This window comes from Microbulbifer variabilis, assembly GCF_056232115.1.
Genome location: NZ_CP174325.1, coordinates 2,333,406 through 2,352,486, shown reverse-complemented (window position 1 = coordinate 2,352,486; position 19,081 = coordinate 2,333,406). Strand labels below are relative to the sequence as shown.

Annotated in this window: 16 protein-coding genes and 2 tRNA genes; 3 read left to right on the top strand and 15 right to left on the bottom strand. The window is 52.6% G+C overall.

What is annotated here, in order from left to right; all coding sequences use genetic code 11:
- Positions 1–115 precede the first annotated feature (115 nt).
- Complete coding sequence (locus tag ACJJI7_RS10335; RefSeq protein WP_353377008.1) at positions 116–970, top strand: glycosyltransferase domain-containing protein; 855 nt, start codon at positions 116–118, stop codon at positions 968–970.
- A gap of 83 nt (positions 971–1,053) precedes the next feature.
- On the opposite strand, the gene ACJJI7_RS10330 is transcribed toward ACJJI7_RS10335, so the two are convergent.
- The 10 genes from ACJJI7_RS10330 to ACJJI7_RS10285 form a co-directional block, all read right to left on the bottom strand.
- A complete protein-coding gene (locus ACJJI7_RS10330; protein ID WP_353377007.1) occupies positions 1,054–1,341 on the bottom strand; it encodes a hypothetical protein in 288 nt (95 codons plus the stop codon).
- Positions 1,331–1,633: a hypothetical protein gene (locus ACJJI7_RS10325; RefSeq protein ID WP_157533342.1), complete on the bottom strand. Its 303-nt coding sequence runs from the start codon at positions 1,631–1,633 to the stop codon at positions 1,331–1,333. Before ACJJI7_RS10325 ends, ACJJI7_RS10330 begins: the two co-directional genes overlap by 11 nt.
- A gap of 100 nt (positions 1,634–1,733) precedes the next feature.
- Positions 1,734–2,003, bottom strand: coding sequence for a hypothetical protein (locus tag ACJJI7_RS10320; RefSeq protein WP_282951618.1), 270 nt, complete (start codon positions 2,001–2,003; stop codon positions 1,734–1,736).
- A 252-nt stretch (positions 2,004–2,255) separates the two neighbouring features.
- Positions 2,256–3,899, bottom strand: coding sequence for a dihydrolipoyllysine-residue acetyltransferase (aceF, locus tag ACJJI7_RS10315; protein ID WP_444902225.1), 1,644 nt, complete (start codon positions 3,897–3,899; stop codon positions 2,256–2,258).
- Positions 3,900–3,916: 17 nt separating this feature from the next.
- Positions 3,917–6,586 carry a pyruvate dehydrogenase (acetyl-transferring), homodimeric type gene (gene aceE / locus ACJJI7_RS10310; RefSeq protein WP_020411978.1) on the bottom strand — a complete coding sequence of 890 codons (2,670 nt, stop codon included), beginning with the start codon at positions 6,584–6,586 and terminating at the stop codon, positions 3,917–3,919.
- Between the two features lie 448 nt (positions 6,587–7,034).
- A complete protein-coding gene (locus ACJJI7_RS10305; protein ID WP_282951620.1) occupies positions 7,035–7,613 on the bottom strand; it encodes a class GN sortase in 579 nt (192 codons plus the stop codon).
- A complete protein-coding gene (locus ACJJI7_RS10300; protein ID WP_282951621.1) occupies positions 7,610–9,964 on the bottom strand; it encodes a marine proteobacterial sortase target protein in 2,355 nt (784 codons plus the stop codon). The genes ACJJI7_RS10305 and ACJJI7_RS10300 overlap by 4 nt, the downstream gene beginning before the upstream one ends.
- A 200-nt stretch (positions 9,965–10,164) precedes the next feature.
- Positions 10,165–11,268: a phosphoribosylaminoimidazolesuccinocarboxamide synthase gene (locus ACJJI7_RS10295; protein ID WP_444902226.1), complete on the bottom strand. Its 1,104-nt coding sequence runs from the start codon at positions 11,266–11,268 to the stop codon at positions 10,165–10,167.
- A gap of 109 nt (positions 11,269–11,377) precedes the next feature.
- Positions 11,378–12,463: an AI-2E family transporter gene (locus ACJJI7_RS10290; protein WP_040628242.1), complete on the bottom strand. Its 1,086-nt coding sequence runs from the start codon at positions 12,461–12,463 to the stop codon at positions 11,378–11,380.
- 20 nt (positions 12,464–12,483) lie between these two features.
- On the bottom strand, positions 12,484–12,762 hold the full coding sequence (locus ACJJI7_RS10285) for a sulfurtransferase TusA family protein (protein ID WP_020411973.1): 279 nt from the start codon (positions 12,760–12,762) through the stop codon (positions 12,484–12,486).
- A gap of 208 nt (positions 12,763–12,970) precedes the next feature.
- Here ACJJI7_RS10285 and ACJJI7_RS10280 point away from each other — a divergent pair, with 208 nt between their 5' ends.
- Positions 12,971–14,479: a M48 family metalloprotease gene (locus ACJJI7_RS10280; protein ID WP_020411972.1), complete on the top strand. Its 1,509-nt coding sequence runs from the start codon at positions 12,971–12,973 to the stop codon at positions 14,477–14,479.
- A gap of 58 nt (positions 14,480–14,537) precedes the next feature.
- Here ACJJI7_RS10280 and nadA read toward each other — a convergent pair whose 3' ends face one another.
- Positions 14,538–15,590, bottom strand: coding sequence for a quinolinate synthase NadA (gene nadA, locus ACJJI7_RS10275; protein ID WP_444902227.1), 1,053 nt, complete (start codon positions 15,588–15,590; stop codon positions 14,538–14,540).
- Positions 15,591–15,755: 165 nt separating this feature from the next.
- Here nadA and ACJJI7_RS10270 point away from each other — a divergent pair, with 165 nt between their 5' ends.
- Positions 15,756–16,868 carry an NAD(P)/FAD-dependent oxidoreductase gene (locus ACJJI7_RS10270; protein ID WP_444902228.1) on the top strand — a complete coding sequence of 371 codons (1,113 nt, stop codon included), beginning with the start codon at positions 15,756–15,758 and terminating at the stop codon, positions 16,866–16,868.
- A gap of 131 nt (positions 16,869–16,999) precedes the next feature.
- On the opposite strand, the gene ACJJI7_RS10265 is transcribed toward ACJJI7_RS10270, so the two are convergent.
- The 4 genes from ACJJI7_RS10265 to queC form a co-directional block, all read right to left on the bottom strand.
- Positions 17,000–17,161 carry a hypothetical protein gene (locus ACJJI7_RS10265; RefSeq protein ID WP_020411969.1) on the bottom strand — a complete coding sequence of 54 codons (162 nt, stop codon included), beginning with the start codon at positions 17,159–17,161 and terminating at the stop codon, positions 17,000–17,002.
- An 807-nt stretch (positions 17,162–17,968) separates the two neighbouring features.
- A tRNA-Lys gene (locus ACJJI7_RS10260) sits at positions 17,969–18,044 on the bottom strand.
- 104 nt (positions 18,045–18,148) lie between these two features.
- A tRNA-Lys gene (locus tag ACJJI7_RS10255) sits at positions 18,149–18,224 on the bottom strand.
- Between the two features lie 132 nt (positions 18,225–18,356).
- Positions 18,357–19,034 carry a 7-cyano-7-deazaguanine synthase QueC gene (queC, locus tag ACJJI7_RS10250; RefSeq protein WP_282951625.1) on the bottom strand — a complete coding sequence of 226 codons (678 nt, stop codon included), beginning with the start codon at positions 19,032–19,034 and terminating at the stop codon, positions 18,357–18,359.
- Between the last annotated feature and the right edge of the window lie 47 nt (positions 19,035–19,081).

The window sequence follows — 19,081 nt, the reverse complement described above, 5'->3', positions numbered from 1 at the left end:
TGGAACCCTTTCCCCATTTGCTCAAAAGTAATTCTTGCCCTCATAGGCAAGGCATGGAGTCACACTACGCGAGGAAACCAGCCCCTCCAAACGGTTCACAAACCTTGGACTAGACTTGCTTCAGCAGCTGGAATTCACCAGTCAACGATTAAGGCCATGGAACCCAGATAGTCTCGTTCCTGAAATGTTACACCTCGTCACTATTGCCACTCACTCTGAAAGAATGTTCCCTGTTCTACAGGAATCCGCCAAACGCAATGGGGTTTCACTCACCATACTCGGGCAAGAACAACCATGGGAAAATTTTTCCACAAAAATCGATCTGCTTCTCCCTTTCTGCAAGACTCTACCGGAAGAAGATATCCTCTGTTATTTTGATGGTTTCGATTCAATAATCTTACCGGCCATTCATCAACTCGAGAGTAAATTTTATTCTTTTGACCGAGATATAGTATTCTCAAATGATCACCAACATAGTGGAACACAGGGTTTCTTCGAGCGAAAGTACTTTGCAGGAAACACCATATTTTCAACGGGTATATTTATAGGAAAAGTAAAAACATTAAGTCATCTATTTTCAGTCATTAAGGAGATGTATCCCGACTATAGCGATGACCAAAAAATGATAAGGGAATACTACACACACCATTCGCCTGAACACATTGGAATAGACGGCAAATCTAGGCTCTTTTATAACTTTGACCTCTCAGACGGAAGCTTTAACCTTCTCAATCAGGTAAATTGCATTGACCAGGGGCAAATCCAGCTTAAAAATAAAGAGATGCCCTGCATTATTTCCTTTCCCTGCAGCTGGTTCGCCATAGGTGTTACAAAGAATATTCACGTACTATTAAAAGAACTAGGATATGATTATTACCATGAGGTTAACATCAAGAATACATTCAATGGATTAAAGCACTATATCGGCACGACCATCAAAGACAGTTTAAAGTCCTTGCTTAAAATCTAATTACTATAGCCTGAGTAAACTTAATATTTAAGTATTCTTAAACCACCCAAACCTGAATCAAATAAAGCTGCACGCATCCGGTGCTAGTAAAAACTGTAGCTCAATACAAAGGGCGAATAAGGTCCCGCACACCACTCGCCAGTATCTAGTTGGTAACAGTGCACACCGGCGGCAATGCAGTTTTCAAGTTCCCCCATGTAGGGGTCGCCCACAAGACAAAAACGCGGGAAAGCCGTAATTTCATCGGGTGGTACTGGGCTGCGCTTATAAGTGTAATAAACCGGGTCGCCACACAAATCCTGCCAAAAGCCATCGGCGCAGCCGCCGAGCAACTGCGCAAATATCAAAGGCAGTATAATTTTACTCTTCATAAGAGATACATCGCCTTCCGCCAGAAATATCTATACAACGAGCACTGGGTGGACAAATAGAACCGGGCGCTAGCTCTTCAGAATCTCCGGGACAACTGGAATAACTGGATTTACGTGATGGGGGCGCTGCGGGCACGTGTGACGAAGGGGCAGGATAAGCACGGTAATCCAGATGGCGCGGTGTAGGTGGACTGTAAGGGTAAACCACTTGATTGCGTGTATCTGGTGTTCCACAAGCTGCCAATAACAAGCTCGTTGTAAACAATGAAATTACTATCGGGGATTTTTGCATGGGCACTTCTCCGTATCGGTACCACGCGAAATTGACTTCGCGTACTTCGGTAAAAGACCGGGTTATGCTGTAGCGATCTCCATGCGGATTCCCACAGAGGCTAATACACCCTCAGTATCGGGAAAAACCAACTAGAGGAATCGTACACTCTATCCTCGCAACTCTCCTCACACTGAAAACCGACCGTTATAGGTGGCCGAAGTCGGGAGTGATGGGCGCCGGCATCAACAAAACTCTCGCCTTGCCTGGCTGTGCCAGTCTCAAAGAAGAATGGATCTTCACCCTCCACTTCCTCAGCCGGCAAAAACAAGCAACCCTGCATCACCAGTGCCGATACGACAGGAAAGGCGAATTTCCCTGAAGGTCTCATGATCCGACACTCCACATTTTCAGTGTTGCGTTGATAGTTGTCTTTCTCTGAGTCTAGTTGCCAGGGAATTTCCAGCCAGTTGGCGCCAAGTCATTTATTCGCATAATTCATCTTTAAGTGAATTTAAACGTCATTTTCCTTCCACCCCACTGCATAGGCGAGCATACCGAAAAGCAATAGCTACATAAGGCAGCTCGAAAAATAAAAAAAGCGGCCAAAGGCCGCTTTTTTAGGGTAATGACTCTGGAACCTTTACAGCAACAGTCGACGCACGTCTGCCAGCACGCTGACCAAATAAGTCATAAAGCGTCCGGCATCTCCGCCATTTACCGCGCGGTGATCGTAGGAGAGCGCCAAGGGCAACATCTGTCGGGGCTCAAAGTCCTTACCGTTCCACACCGGCTTCATCGCCAGCTTGGATACTCCGAGGATACCCACTTCCGGAGAATTGACGATCGGGGTAAATCCGGTGCCGCCGATAGCCCCCAGGCTGGAGATAGTGAAGCAAGCACCCTGCATCTCGTTGGGTTTCAGCTTGCCATCACGGGCTTTCAGGGCCATCTCAGTGGCCTCGGCCGCCAGCTCGTACAAGCCTTTTTTATCCACATCGCGGATAACCGGCACCATTAAGCCTTTTGGCGTATCCACTGCCATCCCCACATGTACATAGTCCTTGCGCACAATGTGCTCGCCATCATTGTGCAGGGATACATTAAAGCTGGGCTCTGCGCGCAGGGCTGCGGCTACCGCTTTCAGCAGGAAAGGCACTGGGGTGAGCTTCACTCCGCGCTTCTCCGCCTCGGCCTTCATGGACTTGCGGAAGGTTTCCAGCTCAGTGATATCCGCATCATCAAACTGGGTGACGTGGGGCACATTAAGCCAGTTACGCGACATGTTGGCAGCGGTGATCTTGTGGATCTTGCTCATCGGCTCCACGTTCACCGGGCCAAACTGGCTGAAGTCGATATCCGGCATCTTGGCAATACCGATTCCACCGCCTACGCCAACGGCACCGCTCTCAGCCTTCTTCACCTGTTCGCGGATATAGTTGTGCAGATCATCCTTGGAGACTCGGTTGCGGGGACCCGTGGGCTTCACCTTGTTCAGGGTAACGCCCAACTCCCGCGCCAGTTTGCGCACGGCAGGACCGGCGTAAACCTGGGCTGCGGCGGTAAAATCTCGTTCCAGCTGATGATCTTTTTGCGGCACTGCCGGGGGCTCAACAGACGCAGATGCCTGCTGTGGCGCGCTCCCGGCAGGCGCTGTCGCTGCAGGGGCTGCAGCTGTAGCCGCGGGCTCGGCGGCGCCTGTGGCAACTACTTTCAACACACCAAGGGTATCGCCAGTGGAAACCTTATCACCTTCCTTAACGGCGATAGAGACCACAGTACCGGCGCTGGGGGAAGGCACATCCATAGAGGCTTTATCGCCTTCCACCACAATCAGGGAGTCGCCCTCTTCGACCGCATCGCCGGGCTGTACACTGATCTCGATCACATCAACTGCATCGGCACCACCCAGGTCCGGGACCTGGATCGTTTCCTCTTTCGGCTCACCGCTCACTGCTGCCGCAGGGGCTTCAGCTGCGGGCTCGGCCGCCGGTGCAGTTTCTTCCTTGGCAGGTGCCGCAGCGGGCTCCTCTGCCGGCGCTTCCGCTACATCGGTTTCGATCTCCCCAATCACATCGCCTTCAGAGACCTTATCGCCCTCTTTCACGCTGATGCTGAGGATTTTGCCAGCCACTGGGGCTGGGACATCCATGGAGGCTTTATCCCCCTCCACCACAATCAGTGAATCCTCTTGCGCGACGGTATCGCCGACAGCAACAGTAATTTCAATCACATCCACCTGATCGGCACCACCGAGATCAGGCACTTTAATGACTTGTTTTGCCATAGGAGTTCTGCCTTCTCTTAGCTGATGCGTGGGTTAACTTTTTCGGCGTCGATATTGAGCTTCACGATCGCTTCCGCAACCTCTTTCGCATCAATAACGCCCTGCTTGGCCAAGCCGTTCAGTGCGGCGATTACCACGTAGTTGCGATCCACTTCGAAGAAGCGGCGCAGCTGCTCGCGGCTGTCACTGCGGCCGAAACCATCGGTACCCAGGGTGGTCAGTTCACCGTCGATAAATTCGCGCAGTGGCTCCACATAGGAACGGATGTAGTCGGTAGAGGCGATAACGGGAGACGTGTTGCCTTCGAACTGCTCAGTGATCCAGGCTTTGCGCGGCTCAGCTTCCGGGTGCAGCATATTCCAGCGCGCCGCATCCTGACCTTCACGGGCAGCTTCAACGGCGGAGGTGAGGCTCCACACGTCAGAAGTCACACCGAACTGGTCGGCGAGGATATCCGCCGCTGCCAGTACTTCGCGCAAAATAGTACCGCCACCAATCAGCTGCACATGCTTTTTCGCCGCTTTGCCCTTGGCGCCTTTCTTGACGTTGGACTGCAGCTTGTAGATACCGCGAATAATGCCTTCTTCCACACCCTGGGGCATTTCCGGCTGCAGGTAGTTTTCGTTCTCGATGGTGATGTAGTAGAAGAGGTTCTTCTGCTCCTCGTACATCTCTTTCAAGCCGCGCTGCATAACCACTGCCAGCTCGTAACCGTAGGCTGGGTCATAGCTGCGGCAGTTGGGGATAGTGGAGGACAGCACGTGGCTGTGACCGTCCTGGTGCTGCAGACCCTCACCGTTCAGGGTGGTGCGGCCGGCAGTGGCGCCGATCAGAAAACCGCGTGCCTGCATATCTCCAGCGGCCCAGGCCAGGTCGCCCACGCGCTGGAAGCCAAACATTGAATAGTAAATATAGAAAGGCACCATCGGCACGCCGTGGTTGCTGTAGGCAGTGGCCAACGCCATCCAGGCGGACATAGCGCCAGCTTCGTTGATGCCCTCTTCCAGCACCTGGCCTTTCTTGTCTTCCTTGTAATACATGATCTGGCCGTGATCCACCGGGGTGTAGCGCTGCCCCTGGGAGGAATAGATACCCAGCTGGCGGAACAGGCCTTCCATACCAAAGGTACGGGCTTCATCGGGAACGATCGGCGCGATGTTCTTGCCGATATTCTTGTCTTTTACTAGTGCGGCAATGGCGCGAACGAATGCCATGGTGGTGGAGATTTCACGCTCACCGGAGCCTTTAGTCAGTGCGCTAAATGCGTCGAGACCGGGAATTTCCAATTTCGGGCACTCAACCGGGCGACGGGGAACCGGACCACCCAGGGCCTTGCGACGCTCCGCCATATATTTCATTTCCGGGCTGTCCGGAGATGGACGGTAGTAAGGCACTTCTTCCAACTCTTTGTCGGTGAGCGGAATGGCAAAACGGTCGCGGAAACGCTTGAGGGAATCCAGGTCCAGCTTCTTCACGGAGTGAGTATCCATCGCCGCTTCACCGGCGGAGCCCAGGCCGTAGCCTTTAACCGTTTGCGCCAGGATTACAGTGGGCTGCCCTTTGTGGGCCATAGCCGCCGCGTAGGCTGCGTAAACTTTGTAAGGATCGTGGCCGCCGCGATTGAGCTTCATAATCTCATCATCGGACATATCCTTAACCAGCTCCAACAGCTCCGGGTATTTGCCGAAGAAGTGTTCACGGGTATAGGCACCACCGTTGGCCTTGAAGTTCTGCATCTCGCCATCGACCACTTCGTCCATGACTTTCTGCAACAGGCCTTTATCATCTTTCTCCAGCAGCGGATCCCACAGGCGGCCCCAGAGTACTTTGACAACGTTCCAGCCGGCACCGCGGAATACGCCTTCCAGCTCCTGCACGATCTTGCCGTTGCCACGAACTGGGCCGTCCAGGCGCTGCAGGTTACAGTTGACCACAAACACCAGGTTTTCCAGTTGCTCTCGACCCGCCAGGGAAATTGCGCCCAGGGTTTCCGGCTCGTCACACTCGCCGTCACCGAGGAAAGCCCACACCTTGCGATCGCCGCGCGGGGACAGGCCGCGGGCAGACAGGTAGCGCATAATGTGTGCCTGGTAAATCGCCTGGATCGGCCCCAATCCCATGGAAACCGTGGGGAACTGCCAGTACTCCGGCATCAGCCAAGGGTGCGGGTAAGAGGAGAGGCCATTGCCATTTACTTCGCGACGGAAGTTGTCCAGCTGCTCTTCATCGAAGCGCCCCTCGAGGTAGGAACGTGCATAAATGCCCGGCGCACTGTGGCCCTGGAAGAAAATCAGGTCACCGCGCTCTTCGCCCTCATTACCGCGAAAGAAATAGTTAAAGCCCACATCGTAGAGAGTAGCCGCAGAAGAGAAGCTGGAGATATGGCCGCCGAGATGGTCGTTGTTCTGGTTAGCGCGCACTACCATCGCCAGGGCATTCCAGCGGATCAGAGAGCGTATACGGCGCTCCATAAACAGATCGCCGGGCATGCGTTTTTCCGCATTGGGCGGAATGGTATTGCGGTAGGGTGTGGTGATAGCCGCGGGCAGCTGTACGCCTACATCAGTAGCGCGATCGGACAACTGCTTCAGAAGGAAGGCTGCGCGTTCTTTGCCGCTGTAGCGGATAACCGCCTGCAGCGCATCCAGCCATTCCTGCGTTTCGAGGTTATCGGTATCTTCGTGCATCAAGTGCTCCTCGGCGAATTAGGCGACGTCGAGTCGGTCTATTTCTCAAAAATCGGTACGCGGGCAAACTACAGCGCGGGCAAAAAAAAGCTTCCTTTTTTTCTTGGTTCCGCCAATTCACCAACTTTGTTGGCGCAAATGCAAAGTATGTGATTCTTCACTCGATTCTGGCGGAGAGGAAAAGCGGCGCTATCTGTTGCCGCGGGGCCTAGTTTGACTGTGATTATCTGTTCCGGGGCCCGCACAGTGTGGCGGGCAAAACCCTAATCCCGGTTGTTAGCGGAGGGGATTGTAGTATTACTACAAAAAAAATTCCAGATAGGACAGTTAGTAACAAATAAAACAAAAAGGCAAAACGATTATTCGTCTAATCACTATTTTACTGGAATATTTAATGGAAAATTCCAGAAAACGAACTACAAAATCGAGTCCTAAATAATGGTGCCAGTCACAATTGAACCAGCTCCCCGCCGGATTGATATTCAGCGTAGACCAAGTAGCGCAGGGGACCACCCGCCGCCAGGGCATTGAAGGGGTAACAGGTCACCAGCATTAACCCGCGCTCGGCAAAGACCGGCAGGCGTTCGCTCTCGCTATCCACAATCCGCATCTCCGAAACCCGGTAAGTATGCCAGCGTCCGTATTTATCTTGCAGATAAATGGAGGTACCTCGCCTGACACGGTCCAATCCTGCAAAGTGAGTATCCCGATGAGCCGCAATCACTGTAGTGCGGTTTTCCCCTGGGCTCCCTGAACCCGACAACAAGCCGGGGCCAAAAGCCAGCGCCTGCCCACTACCTCCGGCGAGAACAATTAATGGCGACTGTCCTTCCAGCTTCAATTTGGCCACAGGCCAAGTATCCGCCCAGGGCCAGGGCTTTTGCGGAGCCCCACCCTGCAACTGCTCCTCCCAGGCACTGACAATCAGTAGCTGAGCCAACTGTGCCTTTGCCAGCAACCAGGCAGCGGAACCCAGCTGCCATAACCCCGCCACGAAGCACACCAGGAAAAGCAGGGGGCGGATCACGGATGAACTCCCCCAGGCCGGGCTTCAAAGCTATTTTGGGTACAGCGCACATCCGGCATTACCTTGCGCAACAGGTGGCGCAATTGATGCACCATGTTGCTGCGAAGCTTACGCCCGCGACTTAACAATGCTGCAAAGCTGAATAATCCCAGGGCAGCAAGCAGTTGGGTATAGACTCCAGTCGCTGTACTGGGGTAAGCCTGGCGCTGCAGCACCTGCCCTCGAGGCACCACATTGGTAACCGGGCCGCGGGCGAGTTTATCCTTTTCATTGCGAACCACTTTCTCCTCTACAGCAACAAAACTGGTATAAGGGCTAGCCAGCTGGTGCGCCAGGGCTAGCTGCAAAATTTGTTCACGCAATACTTGGCCAGTATCACTGCTCTCACCGATCTGCATCTGCTGGTCACGCAAGGATTCAATTTTGCTGCGCGCCCACAGGCTTCCAAGACTGCCACCATGTCCAGATTCATCGACTTTTAAATCCAGCTTACGCACAAACTGTTTGTCTGCCATACGCCCACGTAGCTTGATTTCCCCCTGAAAATTACCGCCCTCTACCCTGGCCACCAGTTGTAAGGGTTCACCACGATAAAGATCCGGAATTCTCTTGGGGTAAGCATCCGCTACTAACCCCTCAGGCCAGCTGAGCTGCAGGTCAGTGGCCACGGGGTTTTCAAGCTTGGTGAACAGGGCGTGCATACGCTCACGCACTTCAGTAATATCTCCGATGGTGACGAAGGCACCTCGCCCAAACTGCGCAGCCTTGCGCATAAAATGATTGTTGGGTGCCGAGCCAATCCCCACAGTGAAAAGACGGGTGTTATTTAAGTGCTGGTGAATTACCTCAAACAGCGCTTGTTCATTCCCTACCGCCCCGTCAGTAATGAAAACCACCTGGTGCACCAGGTTGATATCGCCCGGTAACTGCTGCTCCAAAGCCAGGCGCAGAGCCGGTGCCATCTCTGTGCCACCTTCTGCATTCAAGATTTCTATTTCCTGCCGTGCGCGACGGATATTTTCCGCACTTGCCACTACAGGGCGTGGAAAAAGGGCACGGCTAGCGCTGTTAAATGCGATCACATTAAAACGATCATTCGCACTCAGGCGAGCAAGTGCCAGTGTCAGGCTTTCCTTAGCCTGACGAATGGAATTGCCGGACATGGAGCCAGAGGTATCAATTACAAAAACCACTTCCCGCTGCAGGCGCTGGCTGCGAATACCGTCATCGGGCGGCAGTAACATCACCTGTAAGTAGGTTCCAGCTTTCTCACTAGTAGCATCGATCCTCTCACTGAACAGGGCGGCGCGAGGCAGGGCCGAGGCATGCGGCTGCCAGCGCAGGACAAAATCCCGATCCATACTCACCGCTCCTTCTCGCAGATGGACGTCGTAGCGCCCGCCCTCTTGATCCTCAACATCAATTTTGTGATAGGGGCTGCTGACTTGTGCCAGTGGCAGACCGCTATGCAACTCCACTTCAATAGCCATCTTATGGCTGCCAATAGCGTGAAGCTCCTCAGCCGGCTGCATTAGTGGGGTAATGGCCGGGGCATCCGGTACCTGATTTGTCGGTAGGGCCCAGCCATTATGTTGTGTTACCAGATTCAACTCATCTCCACCAAGCGCATGCACAGGGACAGACTCACCTGGGATATAACGGGGTGTTAGCGTAGTAGGCATACGTAGGGAAAACGTACCCCCATCGTAAGTCACCGGTTGGATGTAGCGGATATTTACCTGCACTACCTCTCCCGGTGCAATATTGGCAACCTTATTGGTGAACAAATTAGGCCGTTGTTGCTCCAGTAAGGCTGCGCGCTTGCCCGCCGCACGGGCAGCCTTATAAATCTTCGCCGCCTGCTTGCGTTCACGCACTTTTCCGACAATCAAGCGCTCGCCTAACTGGATTTGTAACCTGGCAACGGCCGCCTGTTCTGGCAGTGGTAATGCATAAATGGCTTCCTGCCAATTATCGCTGGTATTTTGAAATTTTTGCTGTAGCTGTACATCTGCAACCAGTCCGCGAATAACTATTTTGACTTGGCTCGCTAGGTGTACTGCGGGAATATAGCGGCCCATCTCAGCACCGGTAAATAACAAGTCACCAGCCTTTACCTCATCCAGGGTAACCGTTTCCAAGAAGGCAGCATCAGTGTCCACCTCACCGGGCAGTTCTTGCGCGTTCACCTCTGCACCAATAGCCGCGATTACTACCGCCAATACCACCACAATAAACAATATCCAGCGGCCCAGACCACCGCTGCGCTGACGGCGGCGATAGTATTCCTCTGTCGGCAGCATCAGATCATCTTTGTGAAAGCGTTGCCCGAACAACATCACCCTGTTCACAAAATTCCCTCCACTTTTTAATTAACTGGGGTTATTAAAAACAGGGAAGCAGGCGAAACACGGCAACGAATCGGGCGAAAGTAAGGAGCAAAAATGACGAATTATGGCGGGTAGAAAATTGCAAAGCCCTAAGAGCCAAGCCGGAACTGCAGGAACAAAAAAAACCGGCGCCAGCGCCGGTTTTTTCAACTAGAACTGGATTAATCGACCAGGCCGTAATCCTTGCGCAGAACTTCAAGCAGCTCTTCTTTGGGGTTCTCTGAAATCTCCAGTTTCTTGCCGGTAATTTTCTCGGCAATACCCACGTAGGTGGCGGAGAGATCCATCAGCATAGACTCGGGCAACTCGTTATCACGGGCCAGAGCCAGACGCTCACCCATACGGTCTTTGTTCAGAAGGATATCGGAATCCGGGAAGTGGTTTAGCAGGGCCTGACGGAAACCCTCTTTGGAGTTTTCCACAACCTTGCCAGCGCGGTATTGTTCACCGTCCCAGATACGAGAGGAATCCGGGGTGCCCACCTCATCCATGTAGATCAGTTTTTCTTCACCGTTGGCATCGGTCACGTAACCGAACTCAAACTTCGTGTCGACGAAGATTTGGTCAAGCTTTTCAAGCTCCGTAGAAATTACATCGAAGCCCTCTTTCAGCAGCTTTTCATACAGGTCAATGTCTCCCGAATCACGGAAGTTAAATGCCTCGACATTGTCCTCAATATTCTTGCGGGTGATATTTACATCATCTGCTTCCGGCACACCGGGGATGCCCTTGAGAATACCTTTCGTGGAGGGAGTAATTAGCAGCTCTGGCAGCTTCTGGTCTTTTTGCAGACCATCGGGGATTTCAATCCCGCAGAACTCGCGCTCACCCTTCTGATAGGAACGCCACATGGAGCCAGTGATGTACTGGCGGGCGATCGCTTCGATCATAACCGGGCGTGCCTTCTGTACGATCCACACCAGCGGGTGCGGAATATCCAGAATGTGGCTATCGGCCAGGCCTTGTTCTTTAAACAACTTGAACCAGTGGTTGGAAATAGCGTTCAATGCCGCGCCCTTGCCAGGCACGCCACGCATACCGCCTTCACCGGTCCAGATGCAGTCGAATGCAGAGATACGATCAGAAATTACCATCACTGCGAGAGGCGCGTCCGGCGCTACCGGATAACCTTTCTCCTCGATCAGGCGACGGCTGTCGGCCTCGGTCAGCCAGTAAACGGAGCGAACTTTGCCACTGTGGATGGGCTTGTCAGTGCGGATAGGCAGGTCATTATTGACCGCTAGGACTTTGTCAGCCAGGCTCATGGGCTCTCACCTATTTGAAGGGACCAAATAAAAGAAAGCGCGGCATTCTAGCAAATGCCGCGACCTACAGACAAAGAAAAGATATCGATTAAATACCCAAATCAGATAATTAATCCGATATTCGCCTCGCCTCCCACTCAGCCTGGTGCTCACTGGTAGGCCAGGCACTCATAATGGCCTTAAGCAAAGTCGCCAGAGGGATAGCAAAGAAGACACCCCAGAACCCCCAGATGCCACCAAAAAACAAAACTGCCAGAATAATTGCCACTGGGTGAAGGTTGACAGCTTCAGAAAAAAGCAACGGTACCAACACATTACCATCGAGCAGCTGGATAATGCCGTAGGTGATCATCAAGTAGAAAAACTCATTGCTCCACCCCCACTGAAACAAGCCTATGGCCGCCACTGGAATCGTCACTACCGCAGCGCCGATATAGGGAATCAACACGCTGAACCCTACTGCTACCGCGAGCAGTAAGGCGTAATTCACCCCTAACAGTAGAAAAGCGGCATAGCTGACCGCTGCCACTATGCCAATCTCTACCACCTTACCGCGCACATAGTTTGCCACCTGGTCGTTCATCTCATGCCAGATCTGATGCATCATCGGACGCTCCTTTGGCAAGAAGGAGGTGCACCAGCGGATCAATTGATCGGAATCCTTGAGGAAGAAAAACACCAGGATCGGCACCACCACCACATAAATCAACAATCCGGCAAAAATTGGCAGGTTGGTCAGGGAGAAGGCTAGCAGGGTCTGACCTATGCCACCCAACTCACTGCCCAGTAAGTTAAAAATTTCATCGATCTGCGCCGCTGAAATCAGGCGTGGGTATCGCTCAGGCAACAGCAGTAAAAGTTCCTGCCCACGCTGAACCATATTCGGCAACTCCGCACCCAGCCGCACTAGCTGGCGCCAGATAATTGGTAGCACTACAAACAGTAAGGCAACGATGGCGCCCACCAGCACCAGGCAAGCCAGTGTTACTGCCATCCAGTGGGGCACCCGCCAGGATTTAAGCTTTTGCACCATGCCCTGCATTAAAAAGGCTATTACCAAAGCCGTAAGTACAGGCGCTAATACCACCCCGAGTGTGGCCAGCACCACCAGAGCTACAGTAAGAAGCAGTACCAGCAGCACCACTTCTTCCTGGCTGAAGTAGCGATTCACCCAGCCTTTAACAATCGATAACATGGATTCTCGGGATTGGTTCATCATTTGCCAGCGTACAGCCAATATAGAAAGGTATTATCACGCCGCTCTGCGCGCAGTAGCGACCTACCGCTCAAGGCGGCAAAGCTGTGAAAATCGCGCCAGGAAGCTTCATCTGTTGCTATCACACACAAAAGAGTTCCCACCTCATACTCGCGCAGGGCGCGACGCATGGCCAACAGGGGCTGGGGGCACGGCAAATTCCGCGCATCCACCCTCTCCGCCGCGTCCCAATCTGGAAGCGGCTGTTCTCGCACTGTCTCAGTGGGGATTTTTGCCATTGGCTATTCAGTCACACGCTTTGAATTGCCGCGGATTATAGCGCGTAATCTGCGCCACACACCCACAAAGCTTTACCCTTTTTAACCCTCTACGTGGCGCAAAGCTGAACCATTTGTGCTCCACTGAGTCCAATCCTCGACAGTTCAATAGGGTTGCGTATAGAGTTGGACTATAGATCCTTCACGGACAGACCGAGCAGTAATTGAGATGACTGATTCCCACAAGACCCTGCCTCGCCGTTGTAACAAAGCGCCTCTAACGCAGCGATTCCGCACCGGCCTTAGGGCGCTGGGTATAGGCCTGCTACTCGGCGCCACCCCGATCGCCACCACCGCAGACAGCGAGGAAATACGTCTACCGGAGCTGGGCGACAGCACTAGCGGGGTAGTTTCGCGCCAACGGGAAAAAGAGCTGGGGCAAATGTGGCTGCGTATGTTCCGCAGCCAAGTGAAAACCTCCTCTGATGCCCTGCTCCAACAATATGTTGAGCAAACCGTAAAGGGGCTGGCGGAATACAGCCCACTGGAAGACAAGAATATCGATGTGGTCGTGGTGAGCAATGAAACCATGAACGCATTTGCGGTTCCCGGTGGGATTATGGGTATCCATACCGGTCTCTTTCTATTTGCCGAAAATGAAGACCAGTTCGCCTCGGTGATCGCCCACGAACTCGGGCACCTCAGTCAGCGGCACTACGCGCGATCACTGGAAGCCCAGCGCAACAGTACCATCCCCACTCTGGCTGGCATGCTCGGCGCCCTGGTACTCGCCGCCACTGCCGGTGGCGAAGCTGGCCTCGCTGCCATGACTGCCACCCAAGCTGCAGCTTTGGATAACCAGCTACGCTTCAGCCGCAAGAATGAGCAGGAAGCAGACCGGGTGGGCATCGAAACCCTGGCCAAATCCGGGCGCGATCCGGAAGCCGCCGGTGAAATGTTCGAACAAATGCTCAAGGCAACCCGCTACTACCGCCGCCCACCAGAATTCCTGCTCACCCACCCAGTGACAGAAAAACGTATCGCTGATGCCAAGCTCCGCTCCCAGCGCATGACAAAAGTACCTCCGAGTGATAGCCGGGACTATCATCTGATGCGCGCCCGTATTCGCCTGGCCGGGGAGCCAACCCCCCAACAAGCTGTAAAACGCTTCAATGCCGAGCTAAACGGCATCAATGACAATGAAGACGCCGCACGCTATGGCCTGGCCTTGGCGCAGCTTGCCGCGGGTAAACCAGATACAGCCCTGGATACCCTTCAGCCGCTGCTTGATAAAGAACCTTCAAAGGCCGCCTTTGTACTGGCGCGAGCCGACATCGACCTGGTGCGGGAAGATTATTCCAGTGCCACCCAGCGTCTGCAGCATGCACTTGACCGCAACCCTGGTGATCACGCCCTAATCATGGGCCTCGCCAATGCCCACTTTAAAGCCGGCAATTACCTGGCTGCGGAGCGCCTGTTGGCCAAATATAGCCGCATACGCAAGAAAGATCCCTCCGTATGGTATCTGCTGGCGGAGACCCATGGACTCGCTGGGGACATCGTCGGAGTGCATGAGGCCCGCGCCGAGTACTACATTCTCAATGGCGTCTTCGATAAAGCCCTTCAGCACCTGCGTCACGGTATTCGCATGACTAAAAACGAATACCAGACCAATGCCATTCTCGAGCAGCGCCTCAAGGATGTGATCAAAATGCAGGAAAAAGCCAAAGAGCTTTAACCCAAAATAAAAAGCGGCCAACAGCCGCTTTTTATCGCTATACGGCTAAATTAACCCGTCAGGCCCTGCGAAAATCCAACATTCGCTGCAGGGGAATCATTGCCTTACGGCCCAGCTCCGCATCTACAAAAATTTCATTATCGCCGCGCTCCAAAACCCCACAGAGATTTTCCAGGGAGTTCATCGCCATCCAAGGGCAGTTGGCACAGCTGCGACAAGTGGCACCGGCACCGGCAGTAGGCGCAACCATCAGTTCCTTATCTGGACACTCCTGCTGCATTTTGTAAAAGATGCCCTGATCGGTGGCTACAATAAAGCGCTTTTCCGGGCGGGTTTTGGCCGCGTTGATAATCTGCGAAGTGGAGCCTACGACATCCGCCAAAGCAACCACCGACGCGGGAGATTCCGGGTGTACCAATACCACCGCATCTGGATACAGGGCTTTCAGGTCTTCCACTCCCTTGGCCTTGAACTCCTCATGCACAATACAGGAGCCATCCCACAGTAAGACGTCTGCGCCGGTCTCGCGCTGAACGTAGCCACCAAGATGTTTATCCGGTGCCCAGAGGATTTTCTCACCGTTGGCATCTAGGTGATCTACCACATCCAGGGCGATGCTGGAGGTTACCACCCAATCCGCGCGTGCCTTTACCGCAGCGGACGTATTGGCATATACCACTACTGTGCGATCGGGATGCTGGTCACAGAATTCTGAAAATTCATCGGGTGGGCAGCCCAGGTCCAGGGAACAGGTGGCCTCCAGAGTAGGCATCAGGACACGCTTGTTTGGGGTCAGGATCTTGGCCGTCTCCCCCATAAATTTCACCCCCGCCACCACGAGAGTATCAGCGCTATGCCTAGCGCCAAAGCGGGCCATTTCCAAGGAGTCAGATACACAGCCGCCCGTCTCTTCAGCCAGAGCCTGGATCAGTGGATCCGTATAATAGTGAGCCACCAGTACGGCATTCTGCTCTTCTAACAGGCGCTTGATACGTTCACGCCAGCCTTGCAATTCCTCATCACTGTATTGAGTCACAACCGGCTCCGCCAGGTGTGCCTGCACCAGTGAGCGGGATTCTACCGTTTCTGCGGCAACGGACTTTTGGATCATGGCTAACTACCACTACTCGCGAAAAGGGCGCATTATAGCGCATTGCAGCGCCAACACAGTGCTTTCACAACCTCATCTATAGTTACTACGCCATTGGACAGCGCCGACTGCCTGGAGTTTGTATCTGCGCATTCCTCCTGGTTTTGACCGTCCCCAAAGGAATTTATGGATACAGCTGATTGCATAGTGATCGGGGCCGGAGCCCTGGGTCTTGCCAGTGCTAATGCACTCGCCCGCTCTGGTCGCCGGGTTATAGTACTCGAGCAACACAATGCTATAGGTACGGAGATCAGCGCTCGCAGCAGCGAAGTCATTCATGCAGGGATCTACTACCCGACTAATAGCCTAAAAGCCCGTGCGTGCGTCGAAGGCAAGTCCAGGCTCTACAGGTTCTGCGAGCAATATGCCGTAGCGCACAAGCGCATCGGTAAGTTAATCGTGGCCACCAGCGAGGACCAATTGCCTCAACTACATGCATTGAAAGTACAAGGCGATGCAAACAACGCAGGGGGGCTGCAAATTCTTACTGCAAAGGATGTCCGAAAGCTGGAACCCGATTTGGAGTGCTGCGCTGCAATTTATTCCCCAACGACAGGCATTTTTGATAGCCACGCCCTGCTACTCGCTCTTCAGGGAGCCCTGGAAGATCAAGGTGGCCAACTAGCCCTATCAACCAGAGTCACAAACCTGTCGTTCACTGGGCACGACTATCTGCTGACAATGGAGGATGGCTACCAGCTCAAGACACCCCGGCTGGTAGTAGCCGCAGGACTCCACACCAATAAGTTGCTTTCCGGCATAGATGAAACCACTCTCAGAGCAATCCCACCACTATATATGGCCAAGGGGAGCTACTTTACCCTATCCGGCAAGGCTCCTTTCTCACACTTGATTTACCCCCTGCCTGACCAAGGTGGGCTGGGTATACATCTCACTCTCGATTTAGCCGGCCATGCTCGATTTGGGCCTGATGTAGAATGGGTCAATGCGATTGACTACAGCATTGACGCAAAGCGCGGGGAAAAATTCTATCGAAACATCCGCCGGTATTGGCCCGGCCTACCAAGTGGCTCTTTACACGCTGACTACGCAGGAATACGCCCAAAACTGGTCCCCAAAGGTGCCCCTGCAGGCGATTTTTACATCTATCAAAAAGGCCAGGCATCTAACCTGCAGTTGCTAGCCTTTTTTGGTATTGAATCCCCCGGCTTAACCTCTGCACTTTACCTCGGCGAACTCGCTGCCCTAGCCATGGGAAAATATCTTAGCCGGGAATAACTGCTCAATTATCTTTTAATTTCTTGACGAAAGCTCCCACTCAGAAATTCTTTTTGCACACTGTAAAATGGAACAGCAACCCCTTCCACAAGATCATATCCACTTAATATCCTGCGCCTTCTTTGGCTTATCTATTGGAAAACGCTCCCCATATTTCCACTGCCATTTTGTGTTACCTGGGCGGTTTGGCTGCCATTTGTCTGGGAAGCAAACTGTAAATTGTCACCCCCTAGTTGATTAACCATTACAGCACCTCCGCTAATAGCATTCTGCTCGGTCTCAGCAACATTCATTTCACCCCCTACCCTAAAGATATGGCTGAAATGACCGGATAATAGATCCAATATTCGTACCACAACTCTACATTGGATTTTCAGTCAGAATGTCAGTCGCCATTAGGCTTTGCTCCAGTCTACCAGCGGCACTTTACCGGTAATTCCAGATCAGTTCGCAACAACTTTAACCGGCCCAATGATAATTCTCAGACTATAGTTTTTTTTATTTTTTCAGTAAGTCTCATGAACCCGGAAACAATTCCTGGCAATAAAATTCCACTAAAGTTTTATCACTAAATTCTGCATGGCCTAAACAGGTACTATTAACCACCCAAAAAGCCAAAGCAATCGCTCTTTGCAGAATACAGCTATAAAACAGCGCTGATTTTCACTAAGGTCAATGCGCGATAAGAATTACAGATCGGACTGTGGATAACTGACTACGAGAGACTTACGCCCCATAGCACTGAATCAATTGAGATACAGAAAAGCTAAATACTTAGAAACTATTCTCAAATCGGCTGATCCTGGGCCGATCAACCACTGAGCTAATTTTTATTGAACGAGAGGGATATCGCCATGAGAAAGAAGCACTGAAAGTATAGGAAAAAAATTTGTGCCCACTTCCCTATTCAACTTCAACATTCGCACTGGCATAACTGAATTTAAGTTTCACCATAAGAATATTGGAAACTATGCCAAAGAGGGGAATCATGTTGACGAAATGTAGTTATGCAATAATCTCTCGGGAATCGGATGACAGAAGGAGACTGTAGAGCAATTCAGATGCTCTCATAATCGCTGAATTCTGAGAGGTTTTGGAGATGGTGGGTCGTGCTGGATTCGAACCAGCGACCAATTGGTTAAAAGCCAACTGCTCTACCAACTGAGCTAACGACCCTTTAACGTTGGGCTATCTTGGTATGTCCCAACTCAGGAAGCTTTTATTCTCGCGCGGAGATATAAAAAGCATACTGGGTAATTGTGTGCTTACCCGGTGGAAAATGGTGGGTCGTGCTGGATTCGAACCAGCGACCAATTGGTTAAAAGCCAACTGCTCTACCAACTGAGCTAACGACCCTTTTCCGTGCCTCAATGTGAGGAGCTGCGTATCTTACGGATCTATTCCGAAAAGACAATACCTAATTCGAAAAAAAATCCAACAAATTTAAGGAGTTAGGTATTTTCTTTGAAATTTGGCACCAGGTACCGGTCACTGTGCATAGACTGTAGGGTCTTCAAGGCCTGCATCTGCAAAACCCGCTGCGCGCAGACGGCAACTATCGCAACGCCCACAGGCGGCTCCATCCGGGCGCGCCTGGTAACAGGATACCGTCAAACTGTAGTCCACCCCAAGACGCGTCCCTTCACGCACAATATCCGCTTTACTCATCTGCATCAGAGGCGCGCGAATTGAGAGCTTGCGCCCCTCAACGCCAGCACGGGTAGCAAGGTTTGCCATTTTTTCATAGGCATCAATGTATTCTGGGCGGCAGTCGGGATACCCAGAATAGTCCACCGCATTAACACCAACGAAAATATCCTGCGCCCCCAGAACCTCAGCCCAACCGAGGGCAATAGAAAGGAAAACCGTATTTCGTGCAGGTACATAGGTGACAGGGATGCCAGCAGTTTCCTCTTCCGGTACCTCAATAGAGTCATCGGTCAGAGCAGAACCGCCAATAGCGCGCAGGTCCAGCTTGACTACCTTGTGCTCACGGGCACCCTGGGCCTTCGCAACCCTTTCCGCGGCTAACAGTTCGGCCTCATGGCGCTGACCATAATCGAACCCTAATGCGTAGCATTCATAGCCATCAGCATTCGCCATAGCGAGTACGGTGGCTGAATCCAGGCCTCCAGATAGCAAAATTACCGCTTTCTTTGCAGTCATCAGTTCCTCATTTATTTATACGCAGCAGACGGCAAACCCGGGCATGG